Below are 16,207 nucleotides of genomic sequence, written 5' to 3'. Positions count from 1 at the left end.
TTCTCTGCGCTGTGACGTCGGGAAACGTAGTTAAAGACAACCGGGAATTGGCAAGCGATCTGTCGCTTGCGGTGGTGAGGCTGACTCGCCACCTTCGAGGTAGGCGAGTGGACTCGCAAGTATCACTGACGCAGCTGTCGGCTCTGGCCACGCTGAGCCGGGAGGGCGACATGACGCCCGGTGCGTTGGCTGCGCGGGAGAGGGTGCAGCCGCCGTCGATGACGCGAGTGATCGCGTCGTTGGCCGAACTCGGCCTCGTGGTGCGCACTCCGCACCCCACCGACGGACGCCAGGTGATCGTCTCGCTCTCGCCTGCCGGTCAGGAGCTGATCGCCGACGAGGCGAGCGCGCGCGAGGCGTGGATGACCGCCCAGCTCGCGGGCCTCACAGCCGAGCAACTCGACATCCTGCGTGACGCGGTGAACATCATCGGTGCCCTGGTGAGCGACTCCGAGTAGTTACCTAGGTTTATTATCTGAGTGGTGGCCCCTGCTTCCTCTACATCCGGTTCGTCGATGTTCGCTGCTCTGAAGACTCGCAACTACCGATTGTGGGCGTCGGGGCAGATCGTCTCGCTGGTGGGAACGTGGATGCAGCGGGTTGCCCAGGACTGGCTCGTGCTGACGCTGTCCGGCGGCAACGGCTTCGCCGTCGGCATCGTCATGGCCCTGCAATTCGGGCCGACGCTGTTTCTCTCGGTCTGGGGTGGGGTACTGGCAGACCGGTACGACAAGCGCAAGCTCCTCATGATCACCCAGGTGTTCGCCGCAGTCTGTGGTCTGGTGCTCGGCGTGCTCGACGTCGGCAACATGGTCGAGCTGTGGCACGTCTACGTCATTGCCTTCATCCTCGGCTGCTCGTCCGCCATCGACGCGCCGGTGCGGCAGTCGTTCACCATCGAGATGGTCGGCAAGGAAACTCTCTCCAACGCGATCGCGTTGAACTCGATGACGTTCAACATGGCGCGGATCGTCGGGCCTGCGGTGTCCGGAGTTCTCATCACCCTCGTCGGTACCGGCTGGGTGTTTCTCATCAACGCGGTGTCGTTCGCCGCGGTGTTCGGTGCCCTGGTGGCGATGAACGTCGGCCAGCTCTTCCGTGTCGAACCGGCCCCGCGAGCCAAAGGGCAGGTGCGTGAAGGCTTCCGGTACGTCTGGGGACGGGGAGACCTTCGCGTGCTGCTGGCGACGGTGTTCATGGTCTCGACGTTCGGACTCAACTTTCCCCTGAGTCTGTCGGTGTTGGCGCGCAACACGTTCGGCAGCGGAGCCGACGCATACGGATTGCTCTCGACCACCCTCGCGGTCGGCACGTTGGCGGGAGCGACCCTGGCGGCCCGGCGCGCCACGGCCCCGCGATTGCGGCTCTTCATCGGTGCCGTCATCGCGTTCGGGCTGTTCGAACTGCTCGTGGGGTTGATGCCCAATTACGTTCTGGTGGCCATTCTGTTGGTGCCCACCGGCGCGTTGACGCTGACGTTCACGACGTCGGCGATGAACATTCTGCAGATGTCGGTACCGTCCGACATGCGCGGGCGCGTGATGGGCATCTACATGCTGTGCTTCCTGGGTGGAACCCCGCTGGGCAGCCCGGTGCTCGGCTGGCTCGCCGACGTCCTCGACCCTCGCGCACCGCTCGTGTTCGGCGGCGTCATCTCACTGGCGACGGGTCTCTTCGCAGCCGTGTATCTACTGCGGCACAACAACTTGCGGATCACCGTGGTGCCGCCTGCAGACGGTCACCGGCTGCCCACTCTCGACACGGTGGCCGTCGGAAGCAAGGTCTGACGCTCGTCAGATCCACCCGTGGCGTCGGGCCAGTGCGCAGGCCTCGTGCCGGTTCGCCGCCCCGAGTTTCGCGGCCGCCGCGGACAGGTAGTTACGAGTGGTCCCCGGCGACAGATGCGCGCGCTGTGCGATCTCCGCGATCGACGCGCCGTCGGCGGCGAACTCGAGCACATCGGCCTCACGCGGTGTGAGCGGTGAGTCCCCGGCCCCGATGGCTTCTGCGGCGAGTGTCGGATCGACGTAGCGCCCGCCGCCGTGCACGGTGCGCACCACCTCGGCCAGGGTGGCGGCCGAGGTGGTCTTCGGCAGGAACCCCCGCACGCCTGCTTCGAGCGCCTTCTTCAGGTAGCCCGGCCGACCGTGACTGGTGACGATGATCGACGCGCAGGCGGGCAGTGTCTCGGCAATCTTCTGGGCCGTCTCGATGCCGTCGATCCCGCCCATCTGCAAGTCCAGCACCGCCACGTCGGGTGTGTGGGTGGCCGCCACGGTCAGTGCCATCTCGCCGGAGTCGGCCTGGCCGACGATCTCGATATCGTCCTCGAGATCGAGCATGGTCGCCAGCGCCGATCGAATCAGATTCTCGTCGTCGGCCAACAGGACTCGGATCATGGTGTGGTCCTCGGGTTCTGGGGCAAAATCGCCGTGAGGGTGAAGTCGTCGCTGGTCTGTTCCGCGGTCACGGTGCCTCCGACTGCGACCAACCTTTCGCGCAGGCCGCTCAGACCGGTGCCGTCGTCGCGACCGGTCGATGGTTGCGGATGATCGTTGATCAGTCGAATGCCGTTGTCGGTCAGCTCGATCCGGCAGTAGGTGGCCGCGGAATGTCGCAGAATGTTCGTCACTCCCTCGCGGACCACCCAGGCGGCCGCCTCGGCCGCACGCTCGGACAGGACCGAGGTCTCGCCGACCAGTTCGGTGGAGATGCCTGCCGCGGACAGCAGTGATCGAGCTCCGTCGAGTTCCGACGCCACATCGACCGATCGGTAGCCCCGGACCAGCTTTCTGGCGTCGGCCATGGATTCCTGGGCCAGAACGCGAACCTCGTCCATCTGGCCGGCCGCTCGGTCGTCCCCCCGACGAGCCAGTGTCGCGGCGAGTTCGCTCTTGACGGCTATGGCCGAGAGTGCGCGTCCGACGACGTCGTGCAGATCTCGCGAGAATCGCAAACGCTCCTCGGCCACCGAGAGGGCGGCGGCGGCGTCGCGGGTGGCGTCGAGTTCGGTGACGATGCGCAGCAACCACGCCGACAGTTGCACGGTGAACGCCATGAAGGCGATGAAGATGCCGAGAATCAGGGTTTCCACTGCGGGGGTTCCCAGAGCCGCAGCAAGCGCCGCGGCCGCCACGGCCGCGGCCAGGGACCATCGCAACGGAATCAGGGTCGCGACCGCAGTGGTGACGAGTACGGCGGCCCACAGTGCGTTGCTCGTGGTCCCTCCGGCAACCAGCACCACAGCGGCGACGGCCATGATCGCCAACGGGATTCGTGGGTTGGCCGTCGACTCGCCGCCGAGTGCGGGGGTGCGCTGCACAACTACGAAAGCGGCGGCGGCACACACTGCTGCTGCCGCCGCCGATAGATAATCGTCGTACTGAAGCGTTGTCAGCATCGCGCCGCCGGCAATACCGACGGTGATGAGCAGGAAGGACTGGCGGGTGTAGACGCGTACCTTGTCCACTGCACTGCTGTCGTTCCAGCCGTGCAGTGGATTGAGGTACTCGTACAGCTTCATGATCTCCAGCCTCGCAGACGGACGGCGACAGGTGCGATCTAGGACCGCGGTTCCCAGCGGAAGTGCGTACGGGCGATCAGGACGCTCCCGACGATCCAGGCGAGCATCACCGCGAGAGGCATAACGGCCTCGCCGAAGGTGCCGGCGAATCCGATCGACGTGTCGCCGGGCGTGGTGGTACCGAACCAGCCCAGATTCAACAGGTCCGACACGGCCGCCATCGGAGTCAGTTCGATGACCTTGCTCAGCGAATCCGGAAGTACGTCGCGCAGCAGGGACGAACCGGCCATGGCGATCAGGATGACCGGCAGGCTGGTGATCTGCGCCGCTTCGGCGTTGCGGGTGAAGGCAGACGTGATCAATGCCAGAGCGGCGAACAATGCGGCACCGCCGAGAAGGGCAACGGCGACGAGCAAAGCATTGGTGGGAACCGGGCCGCCGAAGGCCACCACAACGGCACCGACGATCAGACCGAGTGCGACGGTGAGAATCAGCGAGGGTATCGCCGGTCCGAGAAGGATCTGAACGTCCGAGCTCTCCCCGGTACGAAGTCGCTTGAGCACCAACTCGTCTCGACGTGTGGCGTAGATCGAGAGCATGTTGTAGTAGACCATGAACACCAACAGGAACAGGGCGAAGATCTCGAGCGCCGCTCCGACGCCGGTGTCGGTCAGTCCGTCGTCGCCCCGGCTGCCGACGATCAGCAGCACGACGGGGAAGATCAACGGCATGACGACCGCGTTGAACAGCAGTACTCGGTTGCGTCCGAGCAGCGTGAACTCTGCTCGCGACAGGGCGGTCATCGTGTTCATGCGCTCATCACCTTCTGGTCTGTGAAGTCCGGCTTGTCGAATTCATCTGCGATGGAAAGGAATACGGTCTCGAGTGATGCCGCTCGGGCGTCCAGGCCGTGGAGCGTCACCCCGCTGGTGCGGGCCCACAGCAGCAGATCGGTCAGCGTCTCCTGAACCGAGGACGTCTGGATCGAGATCGTGTCACCCGAGACGTCCATCGACGTGCCCGGCAGCGACGGCAGTGCCGTGCCCGGGGCCTTCAGTTCGATCTTCGCCGGATGGTCGGCGACCACCTCGTCCACGGTGCCACTGCGAACAACCCTGCCGCGGTGCATGATCGCGAGTCGATCGCACAGCGACTCGGCCTCGTCCAGGTAGTGCGTCGTCAACATGATCGTCACGCCGGAGTTCTTCAGCTCCTGAATCAACCGCCATGTGTTGCGTCGACTTTCGGGATCGAGACCGGTGGTGGGCTCGTCCAGGAACAGGATGCGCGGACGGCTGATGATCGCGCAGGCGAGGTCCAGCCTGCGCTGCTCGCCGCCGGAGAGAAACTTCACCCGAGTATCGGCGCGATCGGCCAGGTCGACGCGACCGAGTACCTCGGTCACCGGCAACGGATCGCTGCAGGTGCCGGCCCACATTCGCAGACTCTCGGCGGTCGTCAGATCCTGTGGCAGGCCACCCTTCTGCAACATGATGCCCAGAGCCGGCCGCACCTTACGGCGATCGGCCACAGGATCCATTCCCATGATCCGTACCGTGCCCTTGCTGGGCCGCGAAAGGCCCTGAATCACTTCGAGAGTCGAGGTCTTGCCGGCACCGTTGGTGCCCAGTAATCCGAACAGCTCACCCTCGGCGATATGCAGATCCAGAGCCTGGACGGCCTCGTACGCATTCTTGCCCGAGCCGTAGCGACGCGTCATACCGTCGACGTCGATGATGGTCATGATTGCTTTCCCCACTGGCGCAGTCCGATGACGAACCGGACGCCCATGAAGGCGACGATGACGCCGAGTGCGACGAACGCCGGAAGCGACGTACCGACGATCGCGAACAGCACAGCGATAATCGCGAGACTGATGACGATGACGACGATCTCACGCGCCATGGTCGGAGCCGGTCCGAGCTCCATCAGATCGGTGAACAGATTTCCTTCGTCTGGTTGCTTCATGACTACGAGTCTGCTGCGCCCGAACCACCGAAAACAGTGCAGCGCATCATGACCTGAGATGACACCGTCACGGTCCAGCCATGACAAAAGTCATGGCTGTCGTTCTCCACCCGATCTCCACCCGTGGGTCGATTCGCCACCACCGCGATCTTCGTAGCGTTACTGCCATGAACATTGCAACGATTGCTCTCGTAGTCCTCCTGGTCGGATACCTGCTGGTGCGGCGCATGACCGGCCAGCTCATGGAAGCCCGGCGCATGCTGGTGCTGCCGGCGATTCTGGCGCTCGTCGGGTTGGCATCACTGAACTCGACGGACCTGTCGGCCACGGCCATCGGGTTCCTGCTCCTCGGCTGCATCGTCGGCGTGGGCTTCGGCGTGATCCGCGGCTACACCGTCAGAATCTCCGAGCGGGACGGGACGGCCTGGATGCGGTACTCGGTCGCGTCGATCGGCCTGTGGATCGCCGCCATCGCCGTCCGCGTGCTGCTGATTCCGGTGGAGAGCGCCATCGATCCGACCGCGGCGTCCGTCGCCGGTCAGGCCACGATGCTGGCCGTGGGCATCGGATTCCTCGCCGAGTCGATCGCCGTTCTCTACCGCGCCATGCACTCCGACGCCACCATCGTCTGGCGCGCCGACAAGTCGGGTCACCACACGATCTCGCCTACGCTGTCCGACATGCACAATCGGGTTCGCGGCGGAGGAACGAAGATTCGGTGACATCGGCACCCAACCCCGACGTACGGTTGCCCACGCTCGACAGCCTCAGGCTGTCGAGCCGGCCGTATGTCGCGGCCGTCGTGATCGTCGCGGCCTTTGCCACCTCGGACCTGAGCAATCCGATTCTGCTCGCGCTGCTCGTCGTCAACAGTGCCGTGCTGCTGGCATCGGCGATTCCGCGGCGGTTCGTGGGTCCGCGTTCGTCTCTGGTCGGTGCGGGTGTCGCGCTGGTCGCGTCTGCAGCGATGCTTCCCCTCGGGGGCACCACTGCGGCAACGCTGTTCCCGTTTCTGTTCGCGGGACATGCGGGGTGGCGATTCAAGCCGTCGATCTCGTTCCCGTTCGCGATCGCGCTCAGCGTGGCGTGCGCAACCGCGCTGTGGATCGCCGAGCACAATGGTGTCGACGGATGGCCATGGGCTACAGGGCTGTTCGCGGGTTGGCCGGTGCTGATCGGGTACTCACGGCGCAGTCGGCTGGACGCACTGCGTAATGCGCGCCGCGCCACCGATGCCGAACTCCGCGAGCATGCCCTGGCCGAGCGTGCCCGCATCGCCCGCGACATTCACGACGTACTCGCTCACTCGCTGTCCGGGGTCAACATGCAACTCGAAGTCGCCGACGCGTTGCTCGACGCCGGCCGCGCCGAGGAGGCCAGAGCGGCAGTGGGCAAGGCGCAGAGTCTCGTTCGGGAAGGACTCACCGAGACCCGCCGTGCCGTACAGACTTTGCGTCAGGATGCGCTGCCCCTCGTGCCGACGTTGGCCGCTCTCGTGGGCGAGGACGCGAGCTTCCGTGTCGACGGCACGGCGTGCGATCTCGATACTCCGCAGGCCCAGTCCATGGTTCGGTGCGCGCAGGAGGCGATGACCAACGCACGCAACCACGCCCCCGGGGCTGCTGTCGATGTAGTGCTTCGGTTCGATGCCGGATCGGTCGAACTCTCCGTGGCCAACGGCCCAGCCCTGTCGCCACCGGACCCGGTCGAGAGCACAGGAATGGGGCTTGTCGGTATGCGCGAGCGCGCCGCGCTCGTCGGCGGGTCGGTCACTGCCGGTCCCGACGGGCGCGGTTGGATCGTGCGTGCCCGGGTTCCTCTGCACAACCGCGCAGAACCGGATACGGAAACGAGAGCATGAGCATTCGGATAGTGATCGCCGACGATCAGGCGTCGGTGCGTGAGGCGCTGGCCACGATGTTGGACCTCATCGAGGACATCACCGTGGTTGCGACCGCTGCCGACGGAGCGAGCGCGGTCACCGAGGTGACCGCGGCGATGAGCGACGATCCCCTCGACGTGGTGCTGATGGATCTGCGGATGCCGGGAACCGACGGAATCGAAGCCACGCGAATCCTGAAGGGGCGCTTCCCCGACTTGCCCGTGGTGGTGTTGACGACCTTCTCGGACGAACGCTCGATACTCGATGCACTCGGCGCTGGCGCACGCGGATATCTCACCAAGGACGCCGGACGGGTCGAGATCGCGGCGGCATTGCGAGCGGCAGCAGCGGGGCAGGCGGTGCTGAACCCGGAGGTCCAGGCACGATTGCTCGGAGCCGTCGAAGCGCCTCGCACGCAGCAGATCCCGGCCGGGTTGACGCCACGCGAGCTGGACGTCCTACGCGCGATCGCCGCCGGCCTCTCGAATCGGGAGATCGCTCAGCAGATGTTCGTCAGCGAGGCGACGGTCAAAACACATATCAATCATCTGTTCGCCAAGGCACAACTACGTGACCGGGCTCAGGCCGTGCACTTCGCATTCACCCACGGTTTGGCGGGATAAGCGGCTCACCTGCGGGAACGCACCTGTTCGGGTACTTTCAGCTCGTGAATCGCACCGACCCGGCGAGGCCGGCAGTTGGACCCGGCCGTCGTACACAGATGCGCGTCATTCTGGTGGGCTCGGTGCCCAACCTCGTGCAGTGGTTCAACCTGTACCTCTACGCGACGTTCGCGCCGTACTTTCGGACCGAATTCTTCGATCCGGCCTCGACGAACTCACTCGTGTACGTCTACGGACTCTTCGCACTGACCTTCGTCGTGCGCCCGCTCGGCTCCTGGCTGTTCGGCAGGCTCGCGGACGTTCGAGGCCGACAGTTCGCGCTCGTCGCGGCGGTCACGCTCATGTCGGCCGGATCGGTTGCTCTGGCGGTCACTCCCACGATCCACGACATCGGTGCCTGGGCAGCGGTGATCCTCGCGGTCGTGAGCATCGTCCAGGGCATCGCAACCGGTGGCGAGTACGCGGCGGCGACGGTGTTGCTCTCCGAGTCGGGCACCCGAGGTCATCGCGGATTCTTCGCCTCGTTCCAGGCCGCGACCATCGTCGGCGGCCTTGTGCTCGCGCAGACGTGCCTACTCGTGCTGCTCGCGAGCACCGACCGTGCGGCAATCTCCGAGTGGGGCTTTCGCCTCGCGTTCGCCGCGGGAGGCGCGGCCGGCCTGGCGTCTCTGTGGTGGGCGCGCGGACTCGATCGCGCCCCGCGAGAACCGACGGCACCGCAGGCGGACCGGGACGCCACGATGGGTGCACTGTTTCGCGATCACTGGCGTCCGCTGTTGTGGGTGTTCCTGCTGACCGCGGGAGGAAGCGCGGCGTTCTACACCTACACCGTCACGGCTCCCTCGATCGTTCGCGAGACGTTCTTCGCCGCGGACGGGGCCAGGGGAGAGCTCACCGCGACCGGCCTCGTACTCGCGGCCTTCGTTGTGCTCATGGTGCTGCAGCCGGTCGGCGGTGCACTGAGCGACCGCATCGGCAGAAAGCCCTTGCTCGTCGTATTCGGGGCGCTGGGGATACCCGCTACCGGGGCGTTGGTGCTGGCCACCACCCGGGTCACGTCCCCGCCCGCGGTCTTCGCAATCCTGGTGTGCGCGTTCTTCGTGCTCACCTGCTACCTGTCGGTGAACGGCATCGCCAAGGCGGAAGTATTTCCCCCTCACATCCGAGCGCTGGGCGTCGGCTTCGGCTACGCCCTGGCGAACTCGCTCTTCGGGGGCACGGCACCGTTGATCTACCACGCCACGAGCGGTCACGGCAGTGTCGAATTCATCGCCTACATGACGGTGCTGCTCGCGGTGACGCTGTACGCCGCCCTCCGGATGCAGGGCGGCTCGGAGACTGCGCTCGACAAGCCGAACGGGACGGTCTAGAAACCCCAACCCATGACGGCCGGGCGTGCTGTTCCGAACGTCAGATCCAGCGCATGCAGAGATTCCTCGTTGCGGGCGGTGAGGCGATTGGCCGCGGCGAACAACCTGGCCCGGTGCGCGCCGAAGTAGATGCTGGCGAGCACATCGATGTCGAGTTCGATGTCCGGTTCGGATTCCACCCGGGTGCAGGTCGCTGTGCCATCGGTCACGGTGAACGAGTAGGTACCGCCCGCTTCGAGGAACGGATCTCGCACGGCGATGATCAGAGACGTGTCGAGAGCGTACGTGCGCGCCTCGAGCGCTGCCTCGACGTGCATGATGCGGGCCCACAGAGCGTCGTGGTGAGCCGTGACCTTCGGTAGCCGGTTGTTGGTCAGCAGGAACGGCAGTGCTTCGTCCTTTGCCTGCCTGACCTCGATGGTGTCGACCAGGTCGACCCCCACCAGGATCTGCCACAGCGCGGCGTACGCGTCGTCTGTCACGGCAATGAATTCCTGCACCACCACCCGGCTTGGATTGCGTCCGCGGCGGTAGGCGACGTAGCCGTCGGCATGGACGATGAAGAACAGTGCGGTCAATCCGTCGCGTCGGTTCTCGCGATCGGCGAAGAAGCGCTCCCAGCGGATCGGCGGCTTGGGCTGGGCACCTGCGGTCTGCTGCTGCCACCGGTGGTAGATGTCCGGGAGCAGCTCGGTGGCCTCGGCCGATTCGATCAGCCGCACACCCGTCGCCGGGGGAGCGTCCTTGCGGAACTGCGCGAACCGGCGGTCGATCGAGACGCTGATCTCCTCGGTCACCGGCCCGTACCCGAAGCGTCCGTAGATCGTCGCCTCGCTGGCTGTCAGCAGAGACAGCGGCGCACCCGCGTCGTTCAGAGCGCGGTGCTGCTGGGTGAACATCGATCGCAGGATGCCGCGTCGGCGATGCGTCGGTGCGACCGACACCCAGGACACTCCGGAGGCCTCGACCTGCGCGCCGCCCGGAACGGTCACCGACATCGGGAAGTGCATGGCGACACCCACCGGGGTCTCGCCGTCCCATGCCAGGTACACGTGCTCGGACTTGGTGAGGATCTGCGTCTCGGCAAGATCCTCGGCGTTCTGGTGCTCGCCGAACGCGTGGGCGTCGAGTAGCGCGACGGCATCCCAGTCGTGGTCGGAGGCGGTGCGGATGGTGATCGATTCGTCGGTAGTCATCGCTCTTTACTTTTCCATACAGATGTAGGCCTTCGCCGACGGACTGCCGGAAAGGCCGGGTGACAAGATGAGCGGGTGGTTCATGTAATCGATGTCGACGATCCTCTCGACCCCCGGCTGGACGATTTTCGCGACCTCAACTCCTCGGACAGGCGACCCGATCTGCCCGAGGGCAAGGGTTTGGTGATCGCCGAGGGGGTGCTTGTCGCGCAGCGCCTGTTGACCTCGCGTTTTCCGATGATCAGCCTGCTCGGCGTGGATCGACGACTCGACGCGTTGCGCGACGATCTCGCAGAATCGGATGTCCCGTTCTATCGGACGTCGGCCGAGGTGATGGCCGAGGTCGTCGGCTTCCATCTCAATCGTGGAGTGCTGGCGGCGGCGAACAGGCCGCAGGCCCTCGAACTGGACGAGGTGCTGGCCGGCGCGAACACGGTGGCGATTCTCGAGGGGGTCAACGACCACGAGAATCTCGGGTCGATGTTCCGGAATGCGGCCGGCCTCGGCGTCGATGCCGTGCTGTTCGGTGCCGCGTGCGCCGATCCGCTGTACCGGCGGTCGGTACGGGTGTCCATGGGGCACGTTCTGCGCGTGCCGTTCGCGAAGGTGCCCGAGTGGCCGCGTGGTCTCGATCGTGTTCGCGCGCACGGTTTTCAGCTGATCTCACTGACGCCCAATCCGGAGGCCGTGTCGCTGGCCACGGCGATGACGGGGGAGAAGGTCGCGTTGCTGCTCGGCGCAGAGGGTCCGGGTCTGACCGAACATGCCATGCGCGCCACAGACATTCGGGCTCGTATCCCGATGGCACCGGGTACCGATTCACTCAACGTCGCGACGGCTGCGGCAATGGGATTCTACGAACGGGTGCGTCTGACGTGACCGATCGAGACCCGGGTGTTCGCTGGACAGGTCTTCCGATCGCCCTGATCTCGGCGACACTGGTGGCAGTGGCACTGACGGCATTCGGGCTGGAACTGGCCAGAATTCAACCGCTGCTCGCGATCGGCTTGAACATCATCGTCGTGGCAGGCGCAGCCCCGACGGTCCTGCGATGGATCGCCGTCCCGGTCTGGCGCTGGGCCGTCTACGGTGCGAGTGCCGGTGCGCTACTGAGCTTCGTGGCACTCGCGGCCCTGGCCTTCTGACTCGCCTATTTGCGCGAGAACCAACGCTTCTTCGGTCGCGGTGCCGTCTGGTCCGAGGCGTCCGGCATGGGGGCCTGGCCACTCGATCCGTTCGAGCCTCGGCTCTGCTGGTTCGGCGGCGGTGGCTCCTGCCCGGGAACGTACATCGTGAAGCCGCAGACCGGCAGTGTGGCCGGATCGAATTCACCGGGGTGCGGGGCACCGGTGTAGCGGAATCCGAGCCATTGGGCGTTGGCGGCCTCGGCGAATTCCTGCGGGTGAAACGGCAGAGACTGAGGATCCGGCATCACTCCGGGGGGATAGATCAGCGGATGCTCACCGGCCCAGAACGACCGCTCCCACACCAGCGGTAGGCCCGCGTCCTCGTAGATGTACACCGGAGTAGCGCTGAACGATCGACGAAATTCACCGCGTTCCCAGTAGGCGAAGGCACCCCACGCGTGCTGGGGATCCGATGCGACGAGATAGGTGTGCTCGGATGCCAGAGGGCGAGTGAAGGATTCGGGAAGCGTCGACGGTGTCGGGACCGAAATATTGGACCCGCACACCACGGTCACGCCCGGATAGCAGCCGATGAAGACGTGATCGTCGTCCACACCCGCCGATGTCGATATCGGACCCTGAGCGAGGGGCACAGCGGTCAGGTGGGGGTACAGACGGCCGACGAGGGCCGTCGCAGCATTCCAGTCCGAGGTGGTCGCCTCTCGGAGGACAGAAATCGGATCCGGTGTGTCCACGTACCAGATCGTTGACGCTTTGGCCCCCACTGCCGGCACCTCTCTCTCCGTAAGCTTCGTCGGAAGCCTACGGCGTGAGCGTCGGCAATTTGTCACCGAGCGGTAAATCGGTCATTCGACGAAGTCAGTTGTGCATCGACGAAGTCAGTTGTGACCGCTGCTACGGACGCCGAGCAGGACGTCTTCCCAGGACGGCATAGCCGGTTTGCCGCGTTTGTCCTTACCGCCGTGACCGGGTGCAGCTTTGAGCGCGGGCTTGGGGTCTCTGGCCACCGGCTCGTGCGGCTGATCGACTTCGGGGGCCGGGGTCTCGTCGGCCTCGATCTCGACCGTCTCGGCGTCGAGTTCGCTGTCCGAGGTGGTTCCGTAGTACTCGTCGAAGCTCTGCTGCGAGGCTTCGTCGTCTGCCGATGCGGGCGCGAGGGCGCGTACCGGAGCGAGGCCGCGTAGCTGACGTCCGAAGTCGGGGTCGATCAGTTCGTGTGCGGTGTCGTCGAGCGGCGCGATGGTGCCGCCGTGTCCGTCGGGCAGGAACTGCCAGTGCGCCTTGTTGGTGGTGCGTCCCGCCTGCCACTTCAGCTGTGCGACCCACTTGTTGTCCTCGTCGCGCCACGCGTCCCACTCGGCGTCGTCGAGATTGTGGCCACGAGCGCGGAAAGCAAGGGTGACGATGTCGAGCAGAGTCTGGACGGCGGGTCCGTCGTGGCGCAGCGGATGACCGGCCTGAGCCATCGACGCGGCCTGCGAGCGCTCGAGCAGAACGGGGTGAGCGAACACCTCGACGCGGCTGACGGCCATTCCGGAATCGGCGGCGACCTGTTCGATGGTCGCTCCACTCCGAATTCGAGCCTGGATTTCCTTCGGCCGAAGCAAGCTGTCCATTTCGATCTCAATCTGTCCTAGTCGAGCGATGTCGCCGCGTGAGGCCGCGCGGAGTTTGTCGTCGGCCGGAAGCCGGAATCTGTCGCCGGTCTTGGGATCTGCGCACACGACGAACTTTCCGTCGGCACCGAGACCCACCACGTGTAAGTCTCGCACTGTGACCTCCTCATCGCGCCGGCTCGCGATACCGTCGAATTCGACCCTAGTTCACCGGGTGTCCTCGGTGGGTGTTCGACACGCATCGCTGCGCCGGCGATCGTTTCTCCATCAGAGAGTAGACAGCTGCGGGCTCGGCTGCACTCGATCGGCCGATGTTGCGTCAATTGTCTTGTGACGCAACATCGATGCGTCCCTCTGTAAGTACAACGTGCCCAGGCCGAGGCCGATGCTCAGGGCGACTGCGTGTCCGACGGCGGTGAACGACGGGTTCGATATTCCGCTGACGGCGACGACCGCGATCCAGAGCGCGGCCCAGCCCAGCCGCCACGGCATCGGTAGGTAACGAATCATGGATCCGGCCACCGCTGCAGCTGCGTAGCTGACCCCGACGTCGACTGCCATTGCCAGTGAGTCGGCCAACCAATCGACGCGTATGCCGATGAACAGTCCGACCGCAACCAGAGCCGTCGCGCCGATGTGGCCGGCGCTGAACGTGACCAGGAATCGTCGCCAACCGGATATCCATTCGGCGACGGCGAACAGGAATGCGACTCCGGCGAGCCACAGCCAATTCACCCGACCCTCGGTGAGAAAGACGCTCGTGACGAGGGTGGCGAGGTGGCCGTCGGTCAGATTGTGGAGGTTGGTACTCGCCGCATGCAGCACGTGCCACCGGTCGTGCGGCCCGATCTGGCCGAGCGCTACCGTGCCTGCCGCCGCGAGGATGCAGTAGACCAGCGTCACGCGAATCCGCAGCGCGAATGCCAGGAGCCTGAACATACGAGCGCTCCCTCCGAGGTCGTTACGCTTGCGTACTTGAATGCAAGTGTAGGCCTCGAAGGGAGCACCCCAGCTGGGAGCTTGCTGGCAACTAGCTCACAGCGCGGAGACGACCCAGTCGATGCTCTTCGTCAGTGCGGTGATGTCGTCCGGCTCGATGGCCGGGAACATTCCGACGCGCAACTGGTTGCGGCCGAGCTTGCGGTACGGCTCGGTGTCGACGACGCCGTTGGCGCGCAGGATCTTGGCGACCTGAGCTGCGTCGACCTTCTCGTCGAAGTCGATGGTTCCGACAACCTGGCTGCGGTGATCCGGGTTCGTCACGAACGGTGTTGCGAACTCGCTCTTCTCGGCCCAGTCGTACAGGCGCGAGGACGAATCGGCGGTGCGCTTGGTGGCCCAATCGAGGCCGCCCTTGCCGTTGAGCCATTCGATCTGATCCGCGAACAGCAGCAGTGTCGCCACCGCCGGGGTGTTGTACGTCTGGTCCTTGCTGCTGTTGTCGACGGCGATCGGCAGAGACAGGAAGTCCGGAACCCAACGGCCGCTGGAGGCGATCTCGTCGACGCGGGCAAGCGCGGCCGGGCTCATCAGCGCGACCCACAGCCCACCGTCGGCGGCGAAGCATTTCTGCGGTGCGAAGTAGTAGACGTCGGAATTGGCGACGTTCACCGGAAGACCGCCCGCACCGGAGGTGGCGTCGATCGCGACGAGGGCGTTCTCGGAGCCCGCCGGACGGCTGACCGGGATGGCCACGCCCGTGGACGTCTCGTTGTGTGCCCACCCGATGAGGTCGACGGACGGGTCGGAGGTGGGCTCGGGTGCACTGCCCGGCTCGGCCTTGACGACGATGGGATCGCCGATGAAGGGGTTGTTCTTGGCCACCGAGGCGAACTTCGAGCTGAACTCGCCGTTGGTGAGGTGCAGCGACTTCTCGCGAATGAGGCCGAACGCAGCGGCATCCCAGAACGCGGTGGTGCCACCGTTGCCGAGCACTACCTGGTAGCCGTCGGGGAGCGAGAACAGGTCCTTCAAGCCACTGCGTACGCGTCCGACGACGTCCTTGACGGGCTTCTGTCGGTGGCTGGTGCCGAACACGGACGCGCCGACGTCGACCAGGGATTGCAGCTGCTCGGGGCGAACCTTGGACGGGCCGCAACCGAAGCGTCCGTCGGCGGGCAGGAGATCGGCGGGAATGATCGGCAAATCGGCCATGGAGTAGCGCGTCCTAGCGTCGATGGAATATGGCACCCATAGGCTAGTCGGGTGCCGCCGCGGCTTCGACTACCGGATCAGTTCCCAGCCGTCGACGGACTCGGGGGTGCGGGGTTCGGGGCCGGTGTACAGGGCGGCCGGGCGGACGAGCTTGCCGAGGCGTTTCTGTTCGAGGATGTGGGCGCACCAGCCTGCGGTGCGTCCGCAGGTGAACATGGCGGGCATCATGTGGGCGGGTACTTCGGCGAAGTCGAGGATCACCGCGGCCCAGAATTCGACGTTGGTTTCGATGGCGCGGTCGGGGCGGCGTTCACGTAGTTCGGTCAACGCGGCTTGTTCGAGGGCGGCAGCGACCTCGTAGCGGGGTGCGTTCAGTCTCTTGGCGGTGGCGCGTAGGACGCGGGCGCGGGGGTCTTCGGCGCGGTAGACGCGGTGTCCGAAGCCCATGAGTTTTTCTTTGCGGTCGAGGATGCCGGTGATCAGGGCGCGGGCGTCGCCGGTCTTCTCGACGTGTTCGATCATCGGTAGGACGCGGGCGGGGGCGCCGCCGTGCAGGGGTCCGGACATGGCGCCGATGGCGCCGGAGAGGCAGGCGGCGACGTCGGCTCCGGTGGAGGCGATGACGCGGGCGGTGAAGGTGGAGGCGTTCATGCCGTGTTCGGCGGCCGAGACCCAGTAGGCGTCGATGGCGGCGACGTGGGCGGGGTCGGGTTCGCCTTTCCAGCGG

19 protein-coding genes are annotated in these 16,207 nt (G+C 65.6%); 8 read left to right on the top strand and 11 right to left on the bottom strand.

The window, feature by feature from the left end:
- Positions 1-11 precede the first annotated feature (11 nt).
- Positions 12-458, top strand: a complete 447-nt coding sequence (locus tag CH294_RS03410; RefSeq protein ID WP_032377418.1) for a MarR family transcriptional regulator — start codon at positions 12-14, stop codon at positions 456-458.
- A gap of 57 nt (positions 459-515) precedes the next feature.
- Complete coding sequence (locus CH294_RS03405) at positions 516-1,787, top strand: MFS transporter (RefSeq protein WP_032377417.1); 1,272 nt, start codon at positions 516-518, stop codon at positions 1,785-1,787.
- A 6-nt stretch (positions 1,788-1,793) separates the two neighbouring features.
- Here the strand turns inward: CH294_RS03405 and CH294_RS03400 are convergent, their stop codons facing one another.
- From CH294_RS03400 to CH294_RS03380, 5 genes are read right to left on the bottom strand one after another with little or no spacing between them, the layout of a single operon-like run.
- Positions 1,794-2,399, bottom strand: a complete 606-nt coding sequence (locus CH294_RS03400; protein WP_032404407.1) for a response regulator transcription factor — start codon at positions 2,397-2,399, stop codon at positions 1,794-1,796.
- On the bottom strand, positions 2,396-3,523 hold the full coding sequence (locus CH294_RS03395; RefSeq protein WP_094737018.1) for a histidine kinase: 1,128 nt from the start codon (positions 3,521-3,523) through the stop codon (positions 2,396-2,398). The genes CH294_RS03400 and CH294_RS03395 overlap by 4 nt, the downstream gene beginning before the upstream one ends.
- Before the next feature lie 38 nt (positions 3,524-3,561).
- Positions 3,562-4,335 (bottom strand): ABC transporter permease, encoded by a 774-nt coding sequence (locus CH294_RS03390; protein ID WP_037154971.1) that lies wholly within the window; start codon positions 4,333-4,335, stop codon positions 3,562-3,564.
- A complete protein-coding gene (locus tag CH294_RS03385) occupies positions 4,332-5,267 on the bottom strand; it encodes an ABC transporter ATP-binding protein (RefSeq protein ID WP_032404405.1) in 936 nt (311 codons plus the stop codon). Before CH294_RS03385 ends, CH294_RS03390 begins: the two co-directional genes overlap by 4 nt.
- A complete protein-coding gene (locus tag CH294_RS03380) occupies positions 5,264-5,491 on the bottom strand; it encodes a hypothetical protein (RefSeq protein WP_170944570.1) in 228 nt (75 codons plus the stop codon). The genes CH294_RS03385 and CH294_RS03380 overlap by 4 nt, the downstream gene beginning before the upstream one ends.
- Before the next feature lie 167 nt (positions 5,492-5,658).
- Between CH294_RS03380 and CH294_RS03375 the strand changes: the two genes are divergently transcribed.
- From CH294_RS03375 to CH294_RS03360, 4 genes are read left to right on the top strand one after another with little or no spacing between them, the layout of a single operon-like run.
- A complete protein-coding gene (locus CH294_RS03375; RefSeq protein ID WP_032404404.1) occupies positions 5,659-6,213 on the top strand; it encodes a CcdC protein domain-containing protein in 555 nt (184 codons plus the stop codon).
- Positions 6,210-7,352, top strand: a complete 1,143-nt coding sequence (locus CH294_RS03370) for a histidine kinase (protein ID WP_094737017.1) — start codon at positions 6,210-6,212, stop codon at positions 7,350-7,352. Before CH294_RS03375 ends, CH294_RS03370 begins: the two co-directional genes overlap by 4 nt.
- Positions 7,349-7,996: a response regulator transcription factor gene (locus tag CH294_RS03365; protein ID WP_032404402.1), complete on the top strand. Its 648-nt coding sequence runs from the start codon at positions 7,349-7,351 to the stop codon at positions 7,994-7,996. The genes CH294_RS03370 and CH294_RS03365 overlap by 4 nt, the downstream gene beginning before the upstream one ends.
- Positions 7,997-8,040: 44 nt before the next feature.
- Positions 8,041-9,366 carry an MFS transporter gene (locus CH294_RS03360; protein WP_249305020.1) on the top strand — a complete coding sequence of 442 codons (1,326 nt, stop codon included), beginning with the start codon at positions 8,041-8,043 and terminating at the stop codon, positions 9,364-9,366.
- Here the strand turns inward: CH294_RS03360 and CH294_RS03355 are convergent.
- Entirely contained in the window at positions 9,363-10,562 is a 1,200-nt protein-coding gene (locus CH294_RS03355; RefSeq protein ID WP_094737015.1) for a GNAT family N-acetyltransferase, read from the bottom strand. The two genes, CH294_RS03360 and CH294_RS03355, sit on opposite strands and share 4 nt — an antisense overlap.
- 75 nt (positions 10,563-10,637) lie before the next feature.
- On the opposite strand from CH294_RS03355, the gene CH294_RS03350 reads away from it, so the two are divergent.
- Both CH294_RS03350 and CH294_RS03345 read left to right on the top strand, forming a co-directional pair.
- Positions 10,638-11,441: an RNA methyltransferase gene (locus CH294_RS03350; RefSeq protein WP_094608405.1), complete on the top strand. Its 804-nt coding sequence runs from the start codon at positions 10,638-10,640 to the stop codon at positions 11,439-11,441.
- On the top strand, positions 11,438-11,707 hold the full coding sequence (locus tag CH294_RS03345) for a DUF2537 domain-containing protein (protein WP_032404398.1): 270 nt from the start codon (positions 11,438-11,440) through the stop codon (positions 11,705-11,707). Before CH294_RS03350 ends, CH294_RS03345 begins: the two co-directional genes overlap by 4 nt.
- Before the next feature lie 5 nt (positions 11,708-11,712).
- Here CH294_RS03345 and CH294_RS03340 read toward each other — a convergent pair whose 3' ends face one another.
- The 5 genes from CH294_RS03340 to CH294_RS03320 form a co-directional block, all read right to left on the bottom strand.
- Positions 11,713-12,474 (bottom strand): hypothetical protein, encoded by a 762-nt coding sequence (locus CH294_RS03340; RefSeq protein ID WP_242640357.1) that lies wholly within the window; start codon positions 12,472-12,474, stop codon positions 11,713-11,715.
- Between the two features lie 114 nt (positions 12,475-12,588).
- Complete coding sequence (sepH, locus tag CH294_RS03335) at positions 12,589-13,482, bottom strand: septation protein SepH (protein WP_094737014.1); 894 nt, start codon at positions 13,480-13,482, stop codon at positions 12,589-12,591.
- 111 nt (positions 13,483-13,593) lie between these two features.
- On the bottom strand, positions 13,594-14,265 hold the full coding sequence (locus CH294_RS03330; RefSeq protein ID WP_032404396.1) for a rhomboid-like protein: 672 nt from the start codon (positions 14,263-14,265) through the stop codon (positions 13,594-13,596).
- A gap of 96 nt (positions 14,266-14,361) precedes the next feature.
- Positions 14,362-15,480, bottom strand: coding sequence for a phosphoserine transaminase (gene serC / locus CH294_RS03325; RefSeq protein WP_094737013.1), 1,119 nt, complete (start codon positions 15,478-15,480; stop codon positions 14,362-14,364).
- A 69-nt stretch (positions 15,481-15,549) separates the two neighbouring features.
- Positions 15,550-16,207 (bottom strand): citrate synthase 2 (locus CH294_RS03320; RefSeq protein ID WP_141216438.1); only part of this gene is annotated, 658 nt, incomplete at its 5' end.

Origin of the sequence: Rhodococcus sp. 14-2483-1-1, from assembly GCF_002259335.1 — a bacterium.
In the GTDB taxonomy this organism is placed as follows: Bacteria; Actinomycetota; Actinomycetes; order Mycobacteriales; family Mycobacteriaceae; genus Rhodococcoides.
This window is presented reverse-complemented; position numbering and strand designations above follow the sequence as displayed.